The sequence below is a fragment of the Pontibacter sp. BAB1700 genome, from assembly GCF_000277005.1.
Classification (GTDB): domain Bacteria; phylum Bacteroidota; class Bacteroidia; order Cytophagales; family Hymenobacteraceae; genus Pontibacter; species Pontibacter lucknowensis.
This window is the reverse complement of record NZ_AKIS01000044.1, coordinates 1-23326: the sequence shown is the minus strand read 5'-3', so window position 1 is coordinate 23326 and position 23326 is coordinate 1. Positions and strand designations below refer to the sequence as shown.

Below are 23326 nucleotides of genomic sequence, written 5' to 3'. Positions count from 1 at the left end.
ATCAAGCTGTTCTGGAATTGATGTTGTCGTTCGGGTCAGAAGAAGCATCGTTCTGGATCGGGGTTCCGGGTACACTTCCCTGTCCGTTCTGCTCAGGGTGCTCCGTCTGTCCCACTTCGATTGGATGCTGCTCCTGGTTCACTTCGCTCTTCGTCTTGCTACGATCGGTACCGGCCGTGTGTGCCTGGTAGGTAGTCAGCGCATCAAAAGGACGCTTGCCAACCAGTCGCTCCAGATCGCTCTGGAACAGGATCTCTTTCTGCAACAGCTCCTGCGCTACTATCTCCAGTTCTCGTGCCTTGTCCGTCAGCAATTGCTTGGTGCGGATATAAGCCGACTCGATGATATTGCGTACTTCGTTGTCAATGGTTTCGGCAGTAGCTTCAGAGTATGGTTTGTTGAAGGCCATATCTGTCTGCTTCGAATCGTAGAAAGAAACGTTACCGATCTTACTGTTCATGCCATACATCGTCACGATGCTGTAAGCCATCTTGGTGATACGCTCCAGGTCACTTAAAGCCCCTGTCGAGATCTTGCCAAATACCAGCTCTTCCGCGGCACGTCCACCCAGGGCCATGCACATCTCGTCGATGAGCTGCTCAGTCGTGTACAAGAATTGCTCTTTTGGTAAGTACTGCGCATAACCCAGTGCAGCTACACCACGTGGAACAATACTCACTTTTACCAACGGATCGGCGTGCTCCAGGAACCAGCCTGCAATCGCGTGACCCGCTTCGTGATAGGCAACAATCTTCTTCTCCTCAGGAGAGATGATTTTGTTCTTCTTCTCCAAACCACCGATCACACGGTCAATGGCGTCGTTGAAGTCTGCCTGGTCAACTGCTTTTTTGTTGCGACGGGCAGCGATCAAGGCAGCCTCATTACACACGTTGGCAATTTCGGCACCGGCAAAACCTGGCGTCTGAGCAGCCAGCTTACGGGCATCTACATCAGCAGACAGGGTAAGCGGCTTCAAGTGCACGTCAAAGATCTCGGTACGGCCGTTGATATCCGGCTTGTCGATGCTGATCTGACGGTCAAAACGTCCGGGACGAAGCAGGGCCGAATCCAGGGTGTCAGGGCGGTTGGTTGCTGCCAGGATGATTACACCTGAGTCAGTCGCGAAGCCATCCATCTCAACCAGCAGGGAGTTCAGTGTATTCTCACGTTCGTCGTTGCCACCCGGTGTAGCGCCACGGCTACGGTGACGACCAATCGCGTCAATCTCGTCAATGAAGATGATACAAGGTGCTTTGGCTTTGGCCTGCTTGAACAGGTCACGCACACGGGCTGCACCCACACCTACGAACATCTCCACAAAGTCAGAACCTGACAGCGAGAAGAAAGGCACGTCGGCTTCACCAGCCACCGCCTTCGCAAGCAATGTTTTACCTGTACCTGGAGGGCCTACAAGTAGAGCACCTTTCGGGATCTTACCACCCAGGATCGTGAACTTGCTTGGATTCTTAAGGAACTCCACGATCTCCTGGATCTCTTCTTTTGCCTCTTCCAGGCCAGCCACGTCCTTGAACGTGATCTTTACCTTGTTCTCCGCGTCAAACAGCGCAGCTTTGGACTTGCCAATGTTGAAGATCTGGCCACCCGCCCCACCGGCTGTTACACGGCGCATCAGGAACCAGAAACCAAACAGCAACAGGATCAGGAAGCCCCATTGGAAGAAGAAGTCAGCAAAGCCGGTGCGTGTCTCAATAGTATAAGGCACACGGTTCTCGCGCGGGATGTTAGCCTGCAGCTTCTCGTAATCTTCCTTGAAAGACTCTGCTGTGATGATGGTGAAGTGGTAATGCGGACCCTGGTCCATACTGCCTAAGGTGCCACGACTGGACAGCTCACGGCTGTACTTTTCGTTCTGAAGGGCATCATCCTTCAGGTATACCTCTACTACTTTGCCGTTCACGATGGTCAGTTTCTTCACATCGTTGCTCAGCAGCATCTCCTCAAAGTTCTGCTGCGTAGTTTCTACAGAGGCGTTGCTCTTGTTGAGCCAGGTGAGTCCGAAAATAAGCAGGATTAGTACCGCCAGCATCCACAGCTGCATTGTAGGCCGTGGAGGGGTTGGAGGTATCATCGGCTTCTTCTTCTTATTGTTATTTCCTTTATTATTCTTTTCAGCCATGAATATGTTGTTTCAGGATACATGAAATACAGAGAGCTGCCCGGTTTTGTTTTAGGGAGCCCCTGCTAAGCTTAGGCATCTTCAATACGGCGGATGCCTGCGTCGCCCCACAGCTCTTCTAAAGCGTAAAACTCGCGTTTGTCTTTCAAAAATACATGCACTACCACGTCCACGTAGTCAAGCAGGACCCACTCTTTGTTGGTGCGCCCCTCACTTTGCCACGGGTTCTGGCGTGTTGCTTTGTATATTTCTTCTTCGATAGACGATGCAATAGCGTCCAGCTGTGTGTCTGATGAAGCAGATGCGATTACAAAGTAATCAGATACGGCATTTTTGAGTGACTTCAGGTTAAGAATGACGATATCGCTTGCTTTCTTTTCCTGCATGCCTTTTACTACAAGCTCTGCCAATATGTCTGAATTGGCCTCAGCCTTGGTTTCTTTCATTTGTACTACTTAAATTTGATTTACAAAAGTACTAAATTCTGTTTAATCTATGTTGCCTAATACGCTGTTTATGGGCCAGCAGCTGTTTTTTCTGCCGGTTTGTAAATCCACCAACTCAGAGGCCCAGCAGCTACTCCTCAAAAATGAAGCCACAGAGGGCTGTGTGGTGCTTACTGACGAGCAGACGCATGGTCGCGGTCAGCGGGGCAATACCTGGGAGGCAGCTCCCGGTAAAAATATCACACTTTCTGTAATTCTGTCACCTGTTTTTCTGGCTGTCAGGCACCAGTTTTACCTCAATATGGCGGTATCGCTGGCAGTGCTTGACCTGTTGCGCGAACAGGGACTGGGGCATGCCCGGGTCAAGTGGCCCAACGACCTTTACTTTGAGGACAGGAAGCTTGGCGGGATTCTGATTGAAAATACAGTTAGTAGTCAATCCATACAACACAGTATTGTCGGGATTGGTTTAAACGTAAACCAGCTTCATTTCGGAATCAGCACGGCCACTTCGCTGGCAGCCGAGGTAGGTACGCAACTTGATGTGAAAAGATTGGTGAACAGGCTGCTCGAGCTGCTCGAAAAACGGTACCTGGAGCTTCGCAGTGGAAGAACAGACAAGTTGAAGTATGAGTACCTGCAGGCTTTGTACCGCTATCAGGAGGAGCATGGCTACCAAATTGGTGCTGAGCAGGTACAGGGGCGGATCATGGGCGTGGATGAGGATGGTCGTCTGGCCTTGCAGATCGACGGTGAACTTCATTACTTTGGTTTCAAAGAAGTCGCTTACATTATTTGATGCTGAGCTTTTTAGCGGCTGCGATCTGCTGCGGATCAGGGGTAGTGGGCGAGAGGGGCATCTTGAGCGAAACATTCATGGTGCTGGCGCCATAGCCTGAGCTTAGCTTTGGCGCTTGTATGTGGTGGTCAGCTAGTTTGACCGGAAAGTCGGTCAGCAGTTGCCAGGTGTTACCGCTCTGAACGAGTGTGCCGGTGATGGTTCTCTTCTTTGCAACACCGTGGATGGTCAGAGTGCCTGTAGCGGTTACTTTAGCCTCCCCCTTGGCTGAAATGGGCCTTTATCTATAATTCTACCTACAAATGTAGCTTTCTGGTAGCGACTGCTCTGCATGTACTTGTCATTGAAGCGCTCCTGCATAAGGGAGTTGAGAAACCTGAAAGAAGTGATGGGAACGTCAAATCTGAATTTGCCTGTCTCAAGATCAATCAGGCCATTGGCGGACTCTGATGTGCCCTTGATCAGGCTAAGTGGTGCACCAGCCTCAAACACGATAGTGCCGATGCCTTTATAGGTGCCTGTCTGGGCTTGTGTCTGTGGGACTATCCCATACAGGATGCATACAAGTAGGAGTAGCTTTTTCATACATGTCTTGTCCTCTCTTCGGTTAAGCTTTCCTTATATTTATTTAACTAATCTGAGCAGAGATGGTTGAGCTCATTCACTAAAAATAGTGGTCCATTTCTTAATGTTTTTTTCAGTTTAATCTGCCATATTTCTCACCGACTTTATTTTTTAAATCAGTGCCGTTAGGTATAGTTGTTCAATCAGGTCCAAGGCGCATGTAGCGTCTTCACAAACTATTTTTGTTAAAAATATAGGGCTAGTTAATGCCATGCTGGGCATGGGGATTAGTCCAAAATATTGTTTGTTTTTAATGTAACGGGATGGTGGTTGCTGAGTTGCACATTTTGTAGATATATTCATATTGTTCAATCAGATTCCTTTTATCGTTATAGATTCACTTTGAGTTTGTGAGGTTGGTATTTAGGCGTCAATTATCAAGCAATGCATTACCGAAATGTATTGGTTAATATAGCATAATTGTAATATCGCTATCGGGGTTTATGATGAAGCCAGATATTGTTTATTGTTCAATTCAGCCCATCCTAACACAAGGCGTTTGGAAACTAAGTAGCAGGATGGGATGCAACCCTTGGCCCTGATGTAGGGTCATGGTTGTGCAAACAGTATGGTAAGGCATGGTTCTTGATATTGAATGTGTAGAGCCAAAACAGAGAAAAACGGAGGTATAGCTTTTTCTATAGTATGCTGTATTTTTTAATTAGATTTTTTCTATTTACTATATTTTGGTATATCTTTGACATCCTGCCAGCTAGTGGCCAGGACCTTTAGAAAAGCGAGGTGTGATATATGAGAACTTTTACAAAAATGATAATAATGGCTGTTTTTGCGGTAACGCATTTAGCAGCATACAGTGTAATGGCCGACGGTCGCTTGAAGGAGGCGGGCGTGTTGCCCGTGAATACCGGGGGTGCCTCGGCCTGGAAAGCCATACCTGAGAAGAAAGCTGAAGCGAATGTGCGTGCTGAGAATGCCAGGACTGCTTCGTGGGTTAAGAACTATACTGCAAACAAGAACAGGGGATTATTCCTGACTGAGACGGCTTATGCTGGTTCTTCACAGTTTGTGATCAGCTCCTATATGGCTTTTATGCCAGCGCCGGAGCGTCAGACTCCTTCAATCAACGCCTACCCGAATCCCTCACGTGGTATCACCCGTGTGTCGCTGTCGCAGGTAGGTATGGCCGAGAACTATAAGCTGAAGATATCGAATACGATTGGTAAGGTAATGGAAACACACGAGTTGCCGGTGACGCACTCCAATGTGTTCATTCTCGATATGACAGGATACCCGGCCGGTGTTTATTTTTACAGCCTGCTCGTGAACGATAAAACGGTAGAAACGAAGCGTTTGATCCTCCAGAAATAAAAGGGAGCTATACCCGTTATAATAGCAAAAGCCAGTTGAGAGACTGGCTTTTTTTTATTGCTGACTCGCCAAAGGTGCGCAGGCACCGATTTATTTAGTATTTTCGACACTGAATATTTTAGAATTGCTATGACGGATTATCGCAAGATAAACAACCTCGTTGGCTGGCTCGTGTTTCTGATCGCGACGGCCGTTTATGTATTGACGCTGGAACCTACTGCCAGTTTCTGGGATGCGGGCGAATTCATCGCCTGTTCTTACAAACTCTTAGTACCGCACCCTCCGGGGGCACCTTTCTACCTGCTGGTAGGCCGCATCTTCTCCATGTTTGCCAGTGACCCAACACAGGTGGCCTGGTGGGTAAACCTGCTATCCGCACTGAGTAGCTCATTCACAGTACTGTTCCTGTTCTGGTCCATCACTATCCTGTCACGTCGCTTGCTGGTGAAGCAGGAGGGAGTAGCGCCTACCAAAGGCCAGACGGTGCTGATCATGGGTGCTGGTGCCGTTGGCGCACTCGCCTATACTTTCACCGATTCAGCCTGGTTTTCAGCAGTTGAGGCAGAGGTATACGCCATGTCGTCATTCTTCACGGCCATTGTGTTCTGGGCTATGCTGCGTTGGGAATCCAAGGTGGGTGAGTCCCTGTCAGACAAGTGGTTGATCCTGATTGCCTACCTGATAGGACTCTCGATTGGTGCCCACTTGCTGAACCTGGTGGCTATACCTGCGCTGGCTTTTATTTATTACTTCCGCTTGTACAGACCGACTTGGAAGGGTGGCCTGATCGCTTTCCTCATCAGTGCCGTGATCGTGATCGCCATTCTGTGGGGCATTATACCTGGCCTGCCTTCGCTGGCCGGCAATGTAGAGGTGTTCTTCGTAAATTCACTGGGCCTGCCTTTCGGTTCAGGCATCATTTTCTTTGTGATCCTGCTGGTAGCAGCCATCATCTATGGTATACGCTACTCTATTAAACATAACATTCGGGTGCTGAACACAGCCATTCTGTGCTTCACTTTCATCCTGATCGGTTACTCTTCATACATGATGATTCCGATCCGCTCTTCTTACAACCCAACCATTGACGAAAACGACCCGCAGGATATCCTGAGCTTTGTATCATACCTGAAGCGTGAGCAGTACGGTGACCGTCCGTTGCTTTACGGGCCGCAGTACAATGCGCAGCCGGTTTCACAGGAAGAGGGAGCGCCACGTTACGTGAAGGGCAAAGACAAATATGTGGTAACCGGCCGCAAGCTGGAAACTGTATATGACAGCAAAGACAAGACACTCCTGCCGCGTATCTACAGCGACAATCCGCAGCACCTGCAGGAGTATAAGAAGTGGGTAGACCTTCGGGAGGGGCAGGCGCCGACCTTTGGCCAGAACCTGAGCTTCCTGCTGCGCTACCAGTTGGGCCACATGTACTGGCGCTATTTCCTATGGAACTTCGTAGGGCGTGAAAGTGATGTGCAGCAGGCCGGCGTACTGTGGTTTGGCAAGCCAACAGATGGCGTGCCTGACCGGGTAGCCAACAGCAAGGCGCGTAACACCTTCTATTTGCTGCCACTTGTTTTCGGTATCATCGGTTTGATCTTCCAGATACGCAAGAATGAGCGCGATGCCTTTATCGTAGGCTTGCTCTTCTTCTTTACAGGTATAGCCATTGCCCTATACCTGAACCAGCCGCCAATAGAGCCGCGTGAACGTGACTATACCTTCGCTGGTTCGTTCTATGCCTTCTCAATCTGGATCGGCTTGGGTGTGCTGGGTATAGCCGAGCTGCTTAACCGTGGCCTGCGCAATGTGACGACTAGTGGAGCCATTGCCACCGTCATCGGCCTGGCAGTGCCAGGTATACTGGCCGCCGAAGGCTGGGACGACCATGACCGCTCTAACCGTTACCACTCTGTAGACTCTGCTAAAAACCTGCTGGATTCAGTGGCGCCTAACGGCATCCTGTTTACTAACGGCGACAACGATACCTTCCCGCTGTGGTATGCACAGGAAGTGGAAGGTTACCGTACCGATGTGCGTGTGGCCGTACTCAGCTACCTGAACACCGACTGGTACATCGACCAGATGAAGCGCCAGGCTTACGAGTCGGATCCGTGGCCGCTGACACTTGAGAACGAAAACTACCGCCAGGGAACGAACGACTACCTGCCTTACGTAGAGCGGCAGCAGGTAGCGGCAGGTATAGACCTGAAGCAGTTTGTGAGCCTGATCCGCCAGAACCACCCGGCGCTACAGGTGCAGGCAGGAAGCGGCAGTACGCTGCTGAGCTTCCCTACTAAAAACTTCTTCCTGAATGTTGATACCGATAAGGTTGCACAGGCAGGCTTTGTGGCAGATGATTACCAGGATCAGATCTCGGACCGTATGCAGTGGACCATCAACAAATCACTGCTCGAGAAGAAGCACATGATCATACTGGACCTGCTGGCCACAAACGAGTGGAACCGCCCTGTATACTTCTCCACTACGGTGAACAGCGCTGACTTCATGGGGCTTTCCGAATACTTCCAGCTGGAGGGTCTCGCTTACCGCGTGGTGCCAGTTAAGGTGAGCAGTGAAGACATGCCGGGCTTCCTGAACAAGGAGCTCATGTATGAGAACATGATGAAGAAGTTCCGCTTCCGCAACTTCAACGATCCGAGCATCTTCTACGACGAGAATTACTTCCGCTTCGCAGCCAATGCCCGCGATAAGTTCGGTAAGCTGGCCGCAGAATATCTGATGAGCGGTGACAATGCCCGTGCCAAGGAGATTGTGGACTACTGCTTCGAGCAGCTGCCGCCAAGCACAATCCCTTACGACTACTATACGCCGCAATTTATCTCTATCATGGCCGATCTGGGTGAAGAGGAGCGTGCAAGGAGTCTGTGGGAGGACATGGCCAAAAATTCACGCGAGTCAGTGGATTATTACCTTGAAAAAGGTGCTCTGTTTGACATGGAGATACAGACGAACCTGTTTATCATGCAGCAGCTTATAGGCGAGGCGCAGGCCATCGGCGAAGAGCAGAAGGCAAAAGAACTGCAGGATGTGTTTGTGCAATATTTGCAACGCATGCGCCGTTAAACAAAATAGAGAGTTAAACAGTACAAAAGCCGAACCCGTTTCTGTGTTCGGCTTTTGCTATTTTCGGGTGCCTGCTTTATCTTCAAGCTAATGAAACAGATAAGTCTTCTTACCTGCCTGTCAGTCCTGCTGCTCCTCTCTTCTTGCGGCAGCTCCGACATTGCCTATGCGCCGATGTACCGTGATACCGCACCTGTTGCCCCAAGAGCTGAGCAGCCCGAGGTGGTATTGCAGCACGGCTACTACAGCACTCCTGATAGTCTGCACCTGATCCTTCGGTTTGATGAGCTTCGGCAGCTGCTCGACCTGACACAGGCAGCTGACCGCGTGGACTTCACCATTCGCTCGGGCAGTACCGAACGGGATATGCTTCTGCTGCGAGACACCGTGCAGGTGCTGCCGCAGTACAAGGTGTTGTCAAACGGAACACTGGAGGTGCCGGTAACCGTGCCTGCCGTTATGTGGCGGCAGGCAATACGATGCAGGTGCGGCTCTGGATGAAACTAGCCGGGCAGGAGCGCCTCGGTATATCTCACCGACTGGCACTGCGACCCGACATGCTGCGAAAAGATTTTATGCTGCTGCACGTGCGCACAAATGCTCCGGTATTACGAGGTTTTGCCACCACTTCTGACAGCCTATACCTATGGCAGCACAGTGATACCAGCGGCACGGCCACGTTTACGGTACAACAGACAAATTACACGCTACAGCCTGCTCTGCCTCCAATGTCAACACGGGCAGAGAGCTTACCTGAAGTGCCTCAGGTGACGGGAGGTGCGCAGCCATTGGCTGTGTTGGATACCTTTCAATTAGATCAGGAAGGGCTATACCTGTTGCGCACTGCGTCAGGTGCTACACAGGGGCTAGTGGTGCAGGGAGGCACTTACCCGCTGGTCACCCGGGTACAGGACATGATCACCCCGCTTATTTACCTGACCACATCAACTGAGCGGGAAGCGCTTTACAGCACCCAGGATCAGAAAGCCGCTGTGGATGGCTTCTGGTTGAAAATAGCCAAGGACAAGAAGCTGGCCCGTGAGCTGATACGCGCCTACTATACCCGCGTCGAGACAGCCAACAAGCTCTATACCTCATTTAAGCCTGGCTGGGCCACTGATCGTGGTATGATCTACATCATTTATGGCAAGCCTCATAACGTGAGCACCAGCCCCGATGCAGAAACCTGGATCTACCGTGAATCAGAGGCGACACCATACGTCAAGTTCGTATTTACAAAAAAAGAGAATAACTTTACCGAAAATCACTTTGAGCTGGTACGGAATCGTGAATACGAGGAGAACTGGTACAGCACTGTAGCAAGATGGAGAGCAGGAATAATAAATTTGTAGGTGGCAACCGTTATAGCGGCCCCAGAACTCCGAAGGAGGATAAAATGGAAATGATCTTTGGTCTCAGACCTATAATCGAGGCCATGCTGGCCGGAAAGGTGCTGGAGAAGATCTTTGTACAGAAGGCGCCCGCAATGCCAATGTGGATGAACTGCTCGACCTGGCCAAAAAGCATGACATACCTGTCGCCAGCGTACCGATTGAGAAGCTAAACAACCTGACCCGCAAAAATCACCAGGGAGCAGTTGCCTTGATCTCTGCGATCACCTACATGCCGCTGGATGAGATCGTGACCTCACTTTTCGAGAAGGGCAAGAGCCCGCTGCTGCTTATACTTGACCGCATCACAGACGTGCGTAACTTCGGGTCTATTGCCCGTAACGCGGAGTGTATGGGAGTAGATGCGATCGTCATACCTAGCAGGGGAGGCGCTCAGATCAATGCCGATGCGATCAAAACCTCGGCCGGAGCCCTGCACCTGGTCCCTGTGTGCCGTGAGCAGAATCTGAAGAATACGATCGATTACCTGAAAGACTATGGGGTACAGATTGTAGCCTGCACAGAAAAAACAGAGCATAACCTGAACGATAATACAGTTGACTTTGTAGGCCCGACTGCCATTATCATGGGCAGCGAGGAAGACGGTATATCGCCGGAGTACCTCAAGCGTGCTGATGCCAAGCTGCGCATTCCATTACTTGGGCAGATCGGTTCGCTTAACGTATCCGTGGCAACAGGCATTATTCTGTACGAAGCCATGAGCCAGCGCCTGCGTGATACAGGCTACTCTAACCTGAATACTTTTGAGCCGAGATAAGGCGTCTTAGCAGAAGTCAATAAAGAAGGGGAACGCTATAGCAGCGTTCCCCTTCTTGTTACTACATCTATACCTTAGCAGGTATAAAAGTTTAGTCTGTTAGATATACTCAGCGCCTTTTTTCGATTTGGCATCCGACATAAACTCCTTTACTTTCTGCTCTTCGTCCAGGCGGCAGATCATCAGCACATTGTCGTGCTCAGCCACAATGTAGCCTTCCAGCCCCTGTAGTACTACCAGGCGTTCCTTTGGAGTTTTGATGATGCAGTTTTTAGTGTCGTAGAGCATCACATCGCCATCCACTACGTTACCGGTCTCATCTTTCTCGTTAATGGTATAGAGCGAGTTCCAGGTACCCAGGTCCGACCAGCCAATATCAGCCAGTACCACATACACATTGTCCACTTTCTCCATGATGCCATAGTCGATCGAGATGTTGCGGCAATGGGAGTAAGCTTTCACGATGAAGTTAGGTTCTTCCGGCGTATGCATATAAGAAGCGCCTTCTTCAAACACTTCGCTTATTTCAGGCAGGTATTGTTTGAAGGCCCTCATGATGCTCTGCACATTCCAGATAAAAATACCGGAATTCCATACAAAGTCGCCGCTGTTGAGGAACATCTGTGCCAGCTCCAGGTTCGGCTTTTCTGTGAAGGTTTTTACCTTTTTGATGCCCTGAGACTCACCGTCGATGTACTGGATGTAGCCATAACCTGTGTCAGGGCGGCTTGGGGTGATGCCGAGTGTGATGAGCACGTCATCGCTGTCGGCGGCTTCCACGGCCTCTTTGATGACCTTGGTAAAGGCATCCTGCTTCAGTACCACGTGGTCCGAAGGCGTCACGATGAGGTTAGCATTCGGGTTGATCTGTGCTATTTTGTACGAAGCGTAAGCGATACAGGGAGCAGTGTTGCGACCGATCGGCTCGAGCAGGATCTGGTTGTCGCTCAGCTGTGGCAGCTGCTCTTTTACCAGGTTTTCGTAGTCGCGGTTGGTCACCACGTATACATTTTCGGGTGGGCAGATGTCCTTGAAACGGTTCATAGTCATCTGGAGCATGCTTTCGCCTACGCCAAGTACATCATGAAACTGCTTTGGGAAATCGGTACGGCTAAATGGCCAGAAGCGGCTACCGATGCCGCCTGCCATGATAACCACGTAAGTGTTTTCGTTCATGTCTATATGAGTCCTTCTTTCAGCAAATCGTGGAGGTGCACAAAGCCCTCGAATTTACCTGATTTAGTGACAATAAGTTGCGTGATGTTTTTTTGCTGCATGATAGCCAGCGCTTCAGCCGCATAGGTTTCGGGCTCTATGGAGAGGGGAGATGCCGTCATGATATCTGAAGCGCGTATACCGTCTATTGAATCATATTTGTTCAGCATACGGCGTAAATCGCCATCAGTTATAATTCCCACCAATTCTTCTGTTCCTTCTTTTACCACAGCAGTGGCACCCAGCCTTTTAGACGATATTTCGATGATAATATCCTTCAGCGCGGCGTTTTCTAAAACCTGTGGCGCCATGTTCTGGCGGAAAATATCATCTACCTTCAGGTAGAGGCGCTTGCCCAGCGAGCCGCCCGGATGTAACGTGGCAAAGTCGGCGCTGCTGAAGCCGCGGGCCTCCAGCAGGCTCACCGCCAGGGCATCGCCGAGCGCCAGTGCTGCCGTGGTACTGGTCGTAGGGGCCAGGTTGTGCGGACATGCTTCGCGCTCTACGGAGCGTTCAGCACGAAATCAGCGCTCTGGGCCAGATATGAATCTGTGCTCGAAACAAGAGCCGCCAGTTGGGCACTTTGCGTTTGAGCAAAGGAACAAGTACCTTTATCTCAGGCGTGTTACCGCTCTTGGAGATACAGATCACAAAATCGTCGGGCTGGATCATGCCAAGGTCACCGTGGATGGCGTCGGCAGCATGCATAAAGAGTGCCGGGGTTCCGGTGGAGTTAAGGGTGGCGACGATCTTGCCGGCGATGTTGGCGCTCTTGCCTATACCCGTCACTACGACACGCCCTTTGATGTTCAGAATGGCTTTGACGCAATTTTCAAAGCCTTCGTCGATAAAATCCGCCAGTCTGGCGATAGCTTCAGCCTCATCGGCCAATACTTTTTTTGCTGTAAGGGCTATATTATTAAGAAGATTCAATTTAAATTTGTGTTAAAGGTATCCTAAGGGGATACGTTGCTTTACAGTTAAATTTCTGATTTATTACATGTCTACCAAACAGGAGATCAATCTCAAAAACAAATTAAAGGAAGTTTTTGGGTATAATCAATTTAGGGGGAATCAGGAGTTGATAATAAACAATATTATCAACGGAAAGAACACCTTTGTGATTATGCCGACCGGTGCTGGCAAGTCGTTGTGCTACCAACTGCCTGCCCTATCGCTGCCGGGAACTGCCATCGTTATTTCGCCGCTGATCGCCCTGATGAAAAATCAGGTGGATCAACTGAACGCTTTCGGGGTGAATGCCCATTTCCTGAACTCCACGCTTTCTAAGTCGGAGATCAACAAAGTGAAGAAGGAAACCCTGGCCGGTGAAGTGAAGCTGCTCTATGTAGCGCCGGAATCACTGACCAAAGAAGAAACGGTTGAGTTTCTGCGTGCATCTAATATCTCCTTTGTAGCCATAGATGAGGCCCATTGTATCTCTGAGTGGGGACACGACTTCCGTCCGGAGTACCGTCGCATCAGGGGCATCATCGACCAGATCGGCAACCTGCCGATCATCGCCCTGACCGCTACGGCTACTCCTAAGGTACAGCTCGACATTCAGCGCAACCTGCAGATGGACGAGGCCTCGGTGTTCAAATCGTCATTTAACCGTACGAACCTGTACTACGAGGTGCGTCCCAAGCACAACACCAAGAAGCAGGTTATACAGTACGTAAAGAAGCACAAAGGCAAAAGTGGTGTGATATACTGCCTGAGTCGCAAGAAAGTAGAAGAGATCGCGGAACTGCTTCGCGTGAATGATATCAAAGCTCTGCCTTACCATGCCGGCCTAGACTCCAACATACGCATGGCCAACCAGGATGCTTTTCTGAATGAGGAGGCCGACGTGATCGTGGCGACCATCGCCTTTGGTATGGGCATCGACAAACCGGATGTGCGTTTTGTGATCCACTACGACACGCCGAAATCCATTGAAGGCTACTACCAGGAGACAGGCCGTGCGGGTCGTGACGGTCTGGAAGGTAACTGCATCATGTTCTATAGCTACGATGACATCATCAAGCTGGAGAAATTCAACAAAGACAAGCCGGTAACGGAGCGCGACAACTCCAAGCTTTTACTTCAGGAGATGGCCGCTTACGCCGACTCAGCCGTGTGCCGCCGTAAGCAATTGCTGCATTACTTTGGAGAGGCTTACGAAAAAGACTGTGGCTTCTGCGACAACTGTCTGCATCCGAAGGAACGCTTTGAGGCACAGAATGAAGTGCTTCTGGCCCTGAAGACGATACAGCAGACGGGAGAGCGCTTTAGCATCGATCATAACACAGCAGTGCTCACAGGCCTGCGCAACCAGCACGTGACGAGCTACGAGCACGATCAACTGGAAGTGTTTGGCGCGGGCAAAGAGCACGACGCACAATTCTGGAGCTCTGTGCTGCGCCAGGTGTTGCTGTCAGAGTACCTGGAGAAGGACATCGAGCAGTTTGGTATTGTAAAGCTCACGCAAAAGGGCCTGAACTTTATCTCAAATCCGCACCCGATCCAGCTGACCAAAGATCATGATTATGAGCAGGAGGTAAAGGCAGACGAAGAGAAAGAGGAGACACAAGCCTCAGCCGGGCACGACGAAGTGCTGTTCGACATGCTGAAGAACCTGCGCAAGAAGCTGGCAAAAGAGAAAGGTCTGCCGCCGTACGTGCTGTTCCAGGACCCATCCATTAAAGAGATGGCGACCGTGTACCCAACCACCAAAGAGGACCTGGCGCACATTGCGGGCGTAGGTATGGGCAAGGTGCAGAAGTTCGGTAAGCCGTTCCTGGACATGATCACCAAGTATGTAGAGGATAACGATATAGTGACGGCTGCCGACGTAGTGGTGAAGACCACCGTGAACAAGTCGAAGATCAAGATCTATATCATCCAGCAGATAGACAAGAAAGTGGATCTGGAGGAGATCGCCTCTTCCAAAGACCTGACCATGCAGGAGCTAATCGAGGAGATAGAGCACATTTGCTATTCAGGCACAAAGCTGAACCTGAACTATTACATCGACAATATTCTGGATGATGAGCGCCAGGACGAGATCTATGACTACTTTATGAACGCCAGCACCGATAATATTGCGGTGGCGCTCAAGGAGCTTGGCACAGACGATTACAGCGAAGAGGATGTACGCCTGATGCGCATCAAGTTCCTGTCGGAATATGCTAACTAAATTGTTGATTGTTACTTGCTGATTGTTTGATCCGGATTAGCAATAAGAATATTAATGTGGAGAGACCGTTGTATTTTACAGCGGTCTTTTCGTTTTTAGAAATGTATACGCACAGTCGGTAAAAGTAAAAACGTTGAATTGTGCTGCACTGCGCATTATAAATTTATAACTTCGCAACAATGCTTTTGGTAATGCTGAGAGCAGCAATTAATAACCAGCAACTAGCAATTAGACTATGAACGTATTGATTATAGGATCTGGCGCAAGAGAACATGCACTTGCCTGGAAACTGAGCCAGAGCCCATACGCCGAGCAGATATTTGTTGCACCCGGAAACGCGGGCACGGACGAGTTTCACACCAGCTGCGCTATCGATATTCACAACTTCGATGAAGTGGCCAAGTTTGTGACGGACTTCAACATCATGATGGTAGTAGTTGGACCGGAAAATACCCTGGTAGAAGGCATACATGACTACTTTCAGGAGAAGGATTTCCTGCGCGATGTGCTGGTGGTGGGCCCTAAGAAACTGGGTGCCATGCTGGAGGGCAGCAAAGATTTCTGTAAGGCCTTTCTGCAGAAGAACAATATCCCGACAGCACGCTACGAGACCTTTACAGAGGCAAATTACCGCGATGCCGTGGAATACCTGCGTACGCACAGCTACCCTGTGGTGCTTAAGGCTGACGGTCTGGCGGCTGGAAAAGGTGTGATCATCGCACAAACTTTTGAAGAAGCGATTGACAGCCTGGAGGCTATGCTGCGTAACCATAAGTTCGGCAAGGCAGGCAGTAAAGTGGTGATCGAGGAGTACCTACAAGGTATAGAGGTGTCGGTGTTTATTTTGACGGACGGCAAGGAGTATGTGCTACTTCCGGAGGCAAAAGACTACAAGCGCATAGGCGAAGGCGATGCCGGGCTGAATACAGGAGGTATGGGCGCAATTTCACCTGTACCGTTTGCCGATGAAACTTTCATGCAGAAAGATACGCGACCGTGTGATCGAACCAACTATCCGCGGTATGCAAGCCGATAACCTGGATTATACCGGCTTCCTGTTCATCGGCCTGATGAACGTGAACGGCGACCCTTACGTGATCGAGTACAACGTGCGACTGGGCGACCCGGAAACAGAGGCTATTCTGCCGCGCATCAAGTCAGATCTCTTTGAGCTGTTCCTGGCTTTGCACGATCACAAACTAGGTAATTTTAAACTGGAAATAGATCCGCGTACTGCCGCCACTGTATTCCTGGTATCGGGTGGTTATCCGGAAGGCTTTGACAAAGGCAAGGAGATCTCAGGCTTGGGGCAGGTAGATTCCGACACTTTGGTGTTCCACGCCGGCACGAAGCGTGTAGATGATAAGATCGTGAACAACGGCGGCCGTGTGATTGCGGTAACTGGCCTGGGCAACACCATGGAAGAAGCGCTCGCAAAAGCCAACAAGGCAGCTGAAGCGATTAACTGGACTGACCGCTATTATCGCCGTGATATAGGATTTGATTTAGCAAAGCAGCCTATGCACTAGGCTGGCTATACCTGATAAAAACAAAGGCCGGTGTTTCGATAAACACCGGCCTTTTTGTTGAGGTAATCTTGGAGAGCTTAGCAGTAAGCCTCGAAAGCGCCCTGCAGGTTGTCTACAATGCGGTTAAGCTCGTTACCTTCAATGTGGTAGCGCTCGATCATGTGCACCAGTTCGCCGTCTTTGAACAGGGCGATAGAAGGAGAAGAGGGTGGGTACGGCAGCATAAACTCACGTGCTTTGGCCACAGCGTCCTGCTCCATACCTGCAAATACAGTGATCATTTTAGTTGGGCGCTTCTCAGAGGAGGCAACAGCCATTTTAAGGGCAGGGCGCGCTTTAGAAGCGGCACAGCCACACACTGAGTTCACAGCAACCAGCACAGTACCTTCTTTTGACGAAAGCACCTGCTCTACTTCTTCTGCGGTCATCAGCTGTTCGAAGCCTGCAGAGGTCAGGTCTTCGCGGATCGGGGCGACCATATATTCAGGATACATTCCCATGATTATCGGCTTTAAAATTAAAAGATAATTGATACTGCAAAATTAATCATAATTCTGCAGAAAGGCTACAGATCAGAAGTATAGCCTGAATAGGGAACTTAAAATATATCTTATTGTATAGTTTTGAGAATATGCGTTTTAGCTAAACAGAAGGTAAAGAAGTAGGGTATACACTGATATTCCGGTGTGCTTTGTGTAAAGTTATATTCGTCGTGCATGGCTGTCCGGGATATTGCGCGATCATTGGCTTAAGACCAGATTATGTATCCACACCCTTACCCACATCCCTCCGGCTTTAAAAAGCTCCATCAGGTAGCCTACTTTTACATGCCTGCCAGCGATGAGCGACCTGCCGAACTCATCCAAATTCTGAACTGTGATCGCACCTATATTCACGTGCCCATGCGTGAAGAGGACGTTACGCTGGATGCATTTTTTGTGCGTGATATGACGGAGGCTGAGATTCAGAATTTTAGTGGTAGTCAGACCTGGCAGATATTCGTGCATTGGGATGAGCTCTATGAAGACCATGTACGTTTTAAAGTAAGCGGAAAAGTCATGAGCGAGCTAGAGCAGTTAAAGCAGAAGTTTCCGTTGCCTGAGGGTATGGCTGCTTAGAAAATTTGCTGGCAGAAAGACTTGCAAACAGAAAAGAATCAACTTGTACCTGCTACGGTACGGCATAAAAGAAAAAGGCCTCTCAGATTTCTCTGAGAGGCCTTTTCGGTGGTCGCGAAGGGACCACCACGAACTATACAGTATGCTTTACAAAAATGTGAAAATATCTGCTACTCGACTAGGAATACATTTTTCAGACTTTACAAAATATTGCTTCTTTCCAATATTGTGGTGAAATTTACAAATATGTGGTGAATTCTGTGGTGAACAGACGCCATTAACCTCTAAGAGCAATGTTAGCAAAGAGCATCATCTACAAAGGCAGTGTGTACATTTATGCGTCCAGATTCCGTGAACATGTCCGTATACCATGTGGATTCAGGGTGGACAAACTTAACGCAAACGGTCTTCTAAACAAGACTTGCGGCTTGTCCGACATCGAAGGCAAGAACAATCACATCAAGGATACCTTGAAGAAGGTACAAGCAGCGTTAGACAATTACCCTGACTTAACTGCTAAGCAGCTTACCGTATACATAAAGAAGGGGGTGCTGCCGTCCGCACCGGTAGTGTCAAGGCCTCTCACTTTTTTGGAGGCTTTCCAAAAATTTATTGATGATTGTGAGTCAGGAGTAAAATTGACCCGGGATAACAAGCGGTATGCAAAGAATACTATAAAGTCCTATAAGTCCACGTTGGCCAACCTTCATAAATTCAACAAGGTCTATAGCCTTAACTGGGAAGATATCAATGACAAGTTCTATCATGCGCTCTGCGAGTACTACTGGACGGACCTTAAAAAGCTTTGATAATCACACCGGAAAGGCAGTAAAGATTATAAACACCATGCTGAACTGGTGCTTTGACAGGGGCATCATAAATAGCCCAATCAATATGAAGAACTGGAAGGTGTGGAAAGAGAAAATCGAAATACTGGTCATGTATGCTGATGAAATCAGGATACTACACAACATGCAGATTGAGAGCGATAAGCTGACCCGGACAAGGGATATTTTTCTAATAGGAGCCTTCACATGTCTCCGGGTAGAGGACCTGCTGAGTTTAACCGATAATGATTTGCTGGTAATAGGTGATGAGCATTATATTAACACGTTGGTGGGTAAGACCCAGAAAAATCTCACAGTAAGGCTGAACCCAATAGGAGTAGAAATTATCAAGCGGTACAGGAAGAAATACAGGACGTTACTTCCACCAATCAGCAGTGTGAAGTTCAATGAGAACCTAAAAGATTTAGCGGCTGCGTTCAAATCGCACCTGAAAGAGCTAAAACAATCCAACGAGCTAAATATAGTAGGTAACGACTGGGAGAAGGACTTTAAGCGGGTTCGGTGGAAGCGTGGTAAGCAGGTTGTTGAGTACGTTCCCAAGGAGAAGTTCATCAGTAGTCACTGTATGAGACGCAGCGGAATAACTAACCTTCTCATGCTAGGAATGACTCCGACCGAGGTAAAAACAATAAGTGGTCACAGTTTCAATAGTACGGACTTCGAAAAGTATGTGAGAATATCAGAGCAGGTAACAGCCAATAAAAGTGTTGAAGCGTGGTCTAAAGCTCTTATGTAGTAGATATGGGATATTTAACTGAAATAGATAACAAAGAGGTTCGTGAACGCCAAGTTGGTAGAATCCTCAGAGCCTTCGAAGGAAGTTTACGGCCATACTCGCATTTACTTACCGTGTGCGCAGAGGCCACAGACGCTGAGTTGAAGGAGGTAGAATGGATGATGAGCGATTGGGCAGACCAACGGCTGGTACTCAGAAGTGGTAAGCATTCAGATGAGGAGGAGTTAAAGCTCATTCAGAAAGGACTCGATAAGCTCTTTCGAATAACTGACAGAGTGATAACTGAGAGGTTGCTGGCAATAAAGAAGAATAAAGGTAGGGCCATTAATTTTGAACAGCCAGTCTATAAAATTCAGACCATCGCTGACATTCTTGGTGTAACCAAGCCCACAGTCAACAACTGGACCCATAAACGTGGTGGCTATCTGAGGGCATTCGAATTACCCGGGATAGCCAAGTTTGTATTGGAGGAAGACTTCTGCCGAAAGTACGAGGAGGTGCTAGGGCGTACTCTCATAGTCGATGACGAGTTTCGGGAGAAGTATCAGTACATTCCGAACCAGAAGAAGTTGCGGGAGGCTCTGCAAGGCCAGTTGTAGTCATTAAAAACTATCTCACATTTGTTGTTTGCCCGGAAGGCAGTACTATGAGTACCGCCTCCCGGGCATTTTGCGGGTACAGTAAAATAAATACGCTGACACTACTCTTGCCACTTGATTTGTTAGTTAAGCAGCCTTCCCTTTGCACGCAGCAGGATATGAGAGGCTATGGCCAAGATGGGAAGCTCTATCAGAGGACCAATTACCAGCGCCAACGCTATGAGCGGTGTATCCGGGAAAGCTGCAACGGCTATCGCTAGCGCTACGGGTGAGTTTCTGGCCAGGGTGGTAAGGCTCAGGCTCGCTCCGTCTCCGTAATTGAGCCTCGCCCAGTGGCTGCCGAGTCGACCAATGATGAAGTTGATGGCAAAGAAGAGCAGCAAAGGGACCAGCATGACATACACTACCTCTAGGTTGTTTACCAGCACACCTCCCTCGGAGGCGAACATCGCCATGATGGCGAATCCCAAGAAAAAGATTTGGGCTGACTCAAATGTCGGGAGGAGCTGTTCCTCGAAAAGTCCCTGTTTGCCTGACCGGAGCATGAGAAGCCTTGTTGCATGGGCAAATACAAAGGGCACGGCAATTACCAGTACGATGCTTTCAAGCAAAGCACCAACCGGCAACATGCCTGTCTGGTTGAAGAACAACAGCAGGTAAACGGGCAGCAAGATTACCTGCAGCAACAAGTTGAGTGGAAGGATGGAAGCCGAGAGCACCGCGTTGCCTTTCGCAATGCCGGTGAAGATGATATATCAGTCCGTGCAGGGTGTCACCATAAGCATGACGAACCCAATCCAAAGCGCATGCTGGTGTGACAGGAACACATAACCTAAGAGGTACGCCAGCAGCGGTGTCCACACGAAGTTGATAGAAGGCTTATAGTCACAAACTTTCTGTGCATGAAGCCCTGTTTTAGCCCTTGCAGTGGCATTGCCAGGAACAAGCCATAGAGCATCAGCATCAGGAACGGTATGATGAACGTTGCTGCGTGCGCAGCAACGAATGGCACTTGCGCAAGGAGCAGTCCAAGCAAAACCGCTGCTAGTATAATGAGGGTGTGGAGTTTGTTGAGCAGGCTCATTCGCTATCAATAATCTTATGATACTATCAAGCCACATGAGTGGCAGGCGGCGTTGCCCTGCAAATCTAACAAAACAATTCTATACCCTACCAGGATGCCGCCTATACCTATACCGGTCGGTCATGTTGGGCATTGGCAACGTTGATGCTAATCGCAGGGCAGGCTGTTGCTAATTTTCGCATTCTAAAACCTTTCTCTTGCACTGGCTACACCCGCAAAAAGCTGGTCTCTGCTAAGGGACCACATGCTGGATTAGTCAAAATGCATTCGCTGAATACGCACGGCATTCAGAATAGCCAGAAAGGCTACGCCCACGTCGGCAAAGACAGCCTCCCACATGGTGGCCAACCCTCCGGCCCCCAGAATCAGCACGATGGCCTTCACCCCGAATGCCAAGGCAATGTTCTGCCAGACGACCTGCTTTGTCTTTTTCCCGATGTTAATGGCGGTAGCGATTCTGGCGGGATTGTCCATCTGAATCACCACGTCCGCCGTCTCAATGGCCGCGTCTGAACCAAGGCCACCCATGGCCATGCCCACGTCGGCGAGCGTAATCACGGGCGCATCGTTGATGCCATCGCCCACGAAGGCTACCGTTCTGCCTTCAGCCTTCAGTTTCTCCACATGGCTCACCTTGTCCTGCGGGAGCAGTCCGCCATAGGCCGCGTCCAACTTCAGCTCGGCTGCCACTTCCTGGACGATGGAGTCCTTATCCCCGGAGAGCATCACCAGCCTTTTCACCCCCAGCTCCCGCATTCTCTTTACGGCGAGCGGTGCGTCTTCCTTTGTCTTGTCTGCGATGGTGATGTAGCCTGCGTAGGTGCCGTCCACGGCCACTATCACTATCGTCTCCACAATTTCCTTCAGGCTAGGGTCATACGGCACATTGTACTTATCCAGAAGCCTGGCATTACCAACCAGTAGAAGCTTGCCGTCAACACTCCCTTTTAGACCGTGGCCCGAGATTTCCTCCACCTCACTGACCTCGTGCTGCTGGTACGCCTGCCCCGCCTCCAAGACAATGGCCTGTGCGATAGGGTGCGTGGACTTGCTCTCCAGCGCAGCCACAGCCGACAGGAACCACTCTTTCTTGGGTAGTACCGTCTCCACCCGCTGCACCTGGAACACACCTTCGGTCAGCGTACCCGTTTTATCCATCACCACCGTGTCTACCTGCGTCATCAGGTCCAAGAAGTTAGACCCCTTGAATAGGAGTCCGTTGCGTGAGGCTGCCCCGATGCCACCGAAATAGCCGAGCGGGATGGAGATAACCAGGGCGCAAGGGCAGGAGATTACCAGAAATATCAGCGCCCGGTAGAGCCACTGGTTGAAGTCATAGCTCTCCACAAAGAAATAAGGAATAAAGACAAGGCCAATGGCGAGGAAGAACACGATGGGCGTGTATACCTTGGCAAACTTGGTGATGAACTGCTGCGTCTTGGCCTTCCGGCTGCCTGCTTCCTCTACCAGCTTAAGTATTTTTGAAAGGGCGCTGTTATCATACGCAGAGGTGACCCTCAGTTCAATAACGCGGTCCAGGTTAATCATACCTGCCAATACCGTCTCGCCTTGCTTTTTCGTGTCAGGTTTTGACTCGCCTGTCAGTGCGGCTGTGTTGAATGCAGACTTTTCGGTGAGCAGTTCCCCGTCCAGCGCCACTTTCTCACCGGCCTTCACCTGCACCACATCGCCCATCTGCACCTCTTTCGCCTTCACTGTGACGATGCCTTTCCCGGTAACCAGCCCCACCTCGTCGGGCCTGTTGTCGATGAGCGCCTTGATTGAACGCCGGGAGCGCAGCACGGCCGCCTCCTGAAAATGCTCTCCAATCACATAGAACAGCATCACGGCCACGCCCTCGGCGTATTCCCCTATGTAGAAGGCTCCCAGGGTGGCCATGCTCATCAGGAAGAACTCGTTGAAGAAGCTGCTCCTAAGGCTCTTGATGGCATGCCATACTACGCGCCAGCCAACCAGCACGTAGGCTATGCCATAGGTTACGAGCCGCACATATCCGTAGAACCAAGGTGTGTCGAGGTAATCCAGCAGAATGCCTCCCAGCAGCAGCACAAGGCTGATGGCCGTTGGAATGTAGGAGGACTTTGCCTCCTCCTCGGCATGCTCATGCTCCATAGCACCAGCCTGCTTGGTCTTGCCATCCGCAGCGCAGCATTCCGCACCGACATTGGGTCCAGGAGCCTCCGCAGTTCTGGGAGAGGTAATCTCCAATGGTTTAAAATCCTCTTCTATGCTTTTTGATGTACTATTGCTCTTATTCATAATATTCTAATGGTTAACAGCAGATTCTATGATTCGCTTTAAGTCATTCGGGATTGGCATTGGCCTGAGGGGCGGAACATTGGCTCCGCCTGTGTTGCCCACTGGTATCTTTCCGGCCCAGGACTTTACCCCACCTACCAACAGA

Annotated in this window: 18 protein-coding genes and 3 pseudogenes; 12 read left to right on the top strand and 9 right to left on the bottom strand. The window is 49.9% G+C overall.

From position 1 onward, the window contains the following. Position 1: 1 nt before the first annotated feature. Together ftsH and rsfS are read right to left on the bottom strand one after the other, a co-directional pair. Positions 2-2137 carry an ATP-dependent zinc metalloprotease FtsH gene (ftsH, locus tag O71_RS06090; protein ID WP_007654379.1) on the bottom strand — a complete coding sequence of 712 codons (2136 nt, stop codon included), beginning with the start codon at positions 2135-2137 and terminating at the stop codon, positions 2-4. 71 nt (positions 2138-2208) lie between these two features. After that, the gene (gene rsfS / locus O71_RS06085) at positions 2209-2583 is read right to left on the bottom strand and encodes a ribosome silencing factor (RefSeq protein WP_007654377.1); all 375 of its coding nucleotides are present in this window, start codon (positions 2581-2583) and stop codon (positions 2209-2211) included. Between the two features lie 49 nt (positions 2584-2632). On the opposite strand from rsfS, the gene O71_RS06080 reads away from it, so the two are divergent. Beyond that, complete coding sequence (locus O71_RS06080; RefSeq protein ID WP_007654375.1) at positions 2633-3382, top strand: biotin--[acetyl-CoA-carboxylase] ligase; 750 nt, start codon at positions 2633-2635, stop codon at positions 3380-3382. 246 nt (positions 3383-3628) lie between these two features. Here the strand turns inward: O71_RS06080 and O71_RS06075 are convergent, their stop codons facing one another. Beyond that, positions 3629-3967, bottom strand: a complete 339-nt coding sequence (locus O71_RS06075; RefSeq protein WP_007654373.1) for a hypothetical protein — start codon at positions 3965-3967, stop codon at positions 3629-3631. 858 nt (positions 3968-4825) lie between these two features. Between O71_RS06075 and O71_RS06070 the strand changes: the two genes are divergently transcribed. The 5 genes and pseudogenes from O71_RS06070 (at position 4826) to rlmB (ending at position 10591) form a co-directional block, all read left to right on the top strand. Continuing rightward, positions 4826-5335, top strand: coding sequence for a T9SS type A sorting domain-containing protein (locus tag O71_RS06070; RefSeq protein ID WP_237717726.1), 510 nt, complete (start codon positions 4826-4828; stop codon positions 5333-5335). A gap of 129 nt (positions 5336-5464) precedes the next feature. Then, positions 5465-8422: a DUF2723 domain-containing protein gene (locus tag O71_RS06065; RefSeq protein ID WP_007654369.1), complete on the top strand. Its 2958-nt coding sequence runs from the start codon at positions 5465-5467 to the stop codon at positions 8420-8422. 90 nt (positions 8423-8512) lie between these two features. Next, entirely contained in the window at positions 8513-8923 is a 411-nt protein-coding gene (locus O71_RS06060) for a hypothetical protein (RefSeq protein WP_007654367.1), read from the top strand. Continuing rightward, positions 8884-9774 carry a GWxTD domain-containing protein gene (locus O71_RS21470; RefSeq protein WP_155800594.1) on the top strand — a complete coding sequence of 297 codons (891 nt, stop codon included), beginning with the start codon at positions 8884-8886 and terminating at the stop codon, positions 9772-9774. Before O71_RS06060 ends, O71_RS21470 begins: the two co-directional genes overlap by 40 nt. After that, positions 9747-10591: pseudogene (gene rlmB, locus O71_RS06050) on the top strand (23S rRNA (guanosine(2251)-2'-O)-methyltransferase RlmB). Before O71_RS21470 ends, rlmB begins: the two are co-directional and overlap by 28 nt. Positions 10592-10690: 99 nt before the next feature. On the opposite strand, the gene O71_RS06045 reads toward rlmB, so the two are convergent. Both O71_RS06045 and O71_RS06040 read right to left on the bottom strand, forming a co-directional pair. Further along, positions 10691-11767 carry a mannose-1-phosphate guanylyltransferase gene (locus O71_RS06045; protein ID WP_007654362.1) on the bottom strand — a complete coding sequence of 359 codons (1077 nt, stop codon included), beginning with the start codon at positions 11765-11767 and terminating at the stop codon, positions 10691-10693. 2 nt (positions 11768-11769) lie between these two features. After that, positions 11770-12739 (bottom strand): annotated as a pseudogene (locus O71_RS06040) (SIS domain-containing protein). 67 nt (positions 12740-12806) lie between these two features. Here O71_RS06040 and recQ point away from each other — a divergent pair. Next, positions 12807-14987: a DNA helicase RecQ gene (recQ, locus tag O71_RS06035; RefSeq protein WP_007654359.1), complete on the top strand. Its 2181-nt coding sequence runs from the start codon at positions 12807-12809 to the stop codon at positions 14985-14987. A gap of 235 nt (positions 14988-15222) precedes the next feature. Next, a pseudogene (gene purD / locus O71_RS06030) lies at positions 15223-16516 on the top strand (phosphoribosylamine--glycine ligase). Positions 16517-16593: 77 nt separating this feature from the next. Here the strand turns inward: purD and O71_RS06025 are convergent. Then, a complete protein-coding gene (locus O71_RS06025) occupies positions 16594-17010 on the bottom strand; it encodes a BrxA/BrxB family bacilliredoxin (protein WP_007654354.1) in 417 nt (138 codons plus the stop codon). Between the two features lie 267 nt (positions 17011-17277). Between O71_RS06025 and O71_RS06020 the strand changes: the two genes are divergently transcribed. The 4 genes from O71_RS06020 (at position 17278) to O71_RS06005 (ending at position 19817) form a co-directional block, all read left to right on the top strand. Continuing rightward, a complete protein-coding gene (locus tag O71_RS06020) occupies positions 17278-17634 on the top strand; it encodes a hypothetical protein (RefSeq protein WP_007654352.1) in 357 nt (118 codons plus the stop codon). A gap of 293 nt (positions 17635-17927) precedes the next feature. Beyond that, the gene (locus O71_RS06015) at positions 17928-18443 is read left to right on the top strand and encodes an integrase (RefSeq protein WP_007654350.1); all 516 of its coding nucleotides are present in this window, start codon (positions 17928-17930) and stop codon (positions 18441-18443) included. A gap of 85 nt (positions 18444-18528) precedes the next feature. Next, positions 18529-19218 (top strand): tyrosine-type recombinase/integrase, encoded by a 690-nt coding sequence (locus tag O71_RS06010; protein WP_192811640.1) that lies wholly within the window; start codon positions 18529-18531, stop codon positions 19216-19218. A gap of 5 nt (positions 19219-19223) precedes the next feature. Further along, complete coding sequence (locus O71_RS06005; protein ID WP_007654348.1) at positions 19224-19817, top strand: hypothetical protein; 594 nt, start codon at positions 19224-19226, stop codon at positions 19815-19817. Positions 19818-19939: 122 nt separating this feature from the next. Here the strand turns inward: O71_RS06005 and O71_RS24565 are convergent, their stop codons facing one another. From O71_RS24565 to O71_RS22540, 3 genes are all read right to left on the bottom strand, one after another. After that, positions 19940-20536, bottom strand: a complete 597-nt coding sequence (locus tag O71_RS24565) for an arsenic resistance protein (protein ID WP_007654347.1) — start codon at positions 20534-20536, stop codon at positions 19940-19942. 617 nt (positions 20537-21153) lie between these two features. Next, the gene (locus O71_RS05995; RefSeq protein WP_007654342.1) at positions 21154-23181 is read right to left on the bottom strand and encodes a heavy metal translocating P-type ATPase; all 2028 of its coding nucleotides are present in this window, start codon (positions 23179-23181) and stop codon (positions 21154-21156) included. Positions 23182-23187: 6 nt separating this feature from the next. Next, positions 23188-23326 (bottom strand): DUF3703 domain-containing protein (locus O71_RS22540; protein WP_155800591.1); only part of this gene is annotated, 139 nt, incomplete at its 5' end.

Excerpts from the sequence above, each read along its gene's own strand:
- O71_RS06080 (WP_007654375.1), top strand. The coding sequence starts at position 2,633 with ATGTTGCCTAATACGCTGTTTATGGGCCAGCAGCTGTTTTTTCTGCCG.
- O71_RS06005 (WP_007654348.1), top strand. The coding sequence starts at position 19,224 with ATGGGATATTTAACTGAAATAGATAACAAAGAGGTTCGTGAACGCCAA.
- rsfS (WP_007654377.1), bottom strand. The coding sequence starts at position 2,583 with ATGAAAGAAACCAAGGCTGAGGCCAATTCAGACATATTGGCAGAGCTT.
- ftsH (WP_007654379.1), bottom strand. The coding sequence starts at position 2,137 with ATGGCTGAAAAGAATAATAAAGGAAATAACAATAAGAAGAAGAAGCCG.
- O71_RS06020 (WP_007654352.1), top strand. The coding sequence starts at position 17,278 with ATGTATCCACACCCTTACCCACATCCCTCCGGCTTTAAAAAGCTCCAT.
- O71_RS06025 (WP_007654354.1), bottom strand. The coding sequence starts at position 17,010 with ATGTATCCTGAATATATGGTCGCCCCGATCCGCGAAGACCTGACCTCT.
- O71_RS06065 (WP_007654369.1), top strand. The coding sequence starts at position 5,465 with ATGACGGATTATCGCAAGATAAACAACCTCGTTGGCTGGCTCGTGTTT.
- O71_RS06015 (WP_007654350.1), top strand. The coding sequence starts at position 17,928 with ATGTTAGCAAAGAGCATCATCTACAAAGGCAGTGTGTACATTTATGCG.
- O71_RS06060 (WP_007654367.1), top strand. The coding sequence starts at position 8,513 with ATGAAACAGATAAGTCTTCTTACCTGCCTGTCAGTCCTGCTGCTCCTC.
- recQ (WP_007654359.1), top strand. The coding sequence starts at position 12,807 with ATGTCTACCAAACAGGAGATCAATCTCAAAAACAAATTAAAGGAAGTT.
- O71_RS06070 (WP_237717726.1), top strand. The coding sequence starts at position 4,826 with ATGGCCGACGGTCGCTTGAAGGAGGCGGGCGTGTTGCCCGTGAATACC.
- O71_RS06075 (WP_007654373.1), bottom strand. The coding sequence starts at position 3,967 with ATGAAAAAGCTACTCCTACTTGTATGCATCCTGTATGGGATAGTCCCA.
- O71_RS05995 (WP_007654342.1), bottom strand. The coding sequence starts at position 23,181 with ATGAATAAGAGCAATAGTACATCAAAAAGCATAGAAGAGGATTTTAAA.
- O71_RS06045 (WP_007654362.1), bottom strand. The coding sequence starts at position 11,767 with ATGAACGAAAACACTTACGTGGTTATCATGGCAGGCGGCATCGGTAGC.
- O71_RS06010 (WP_192811640.1), top strand. The coding sequence starts at position 18,529 with ATGAAGAACTGGAAGGTGTGGAAAGAGAAAATCGAAATACTGGTCATG.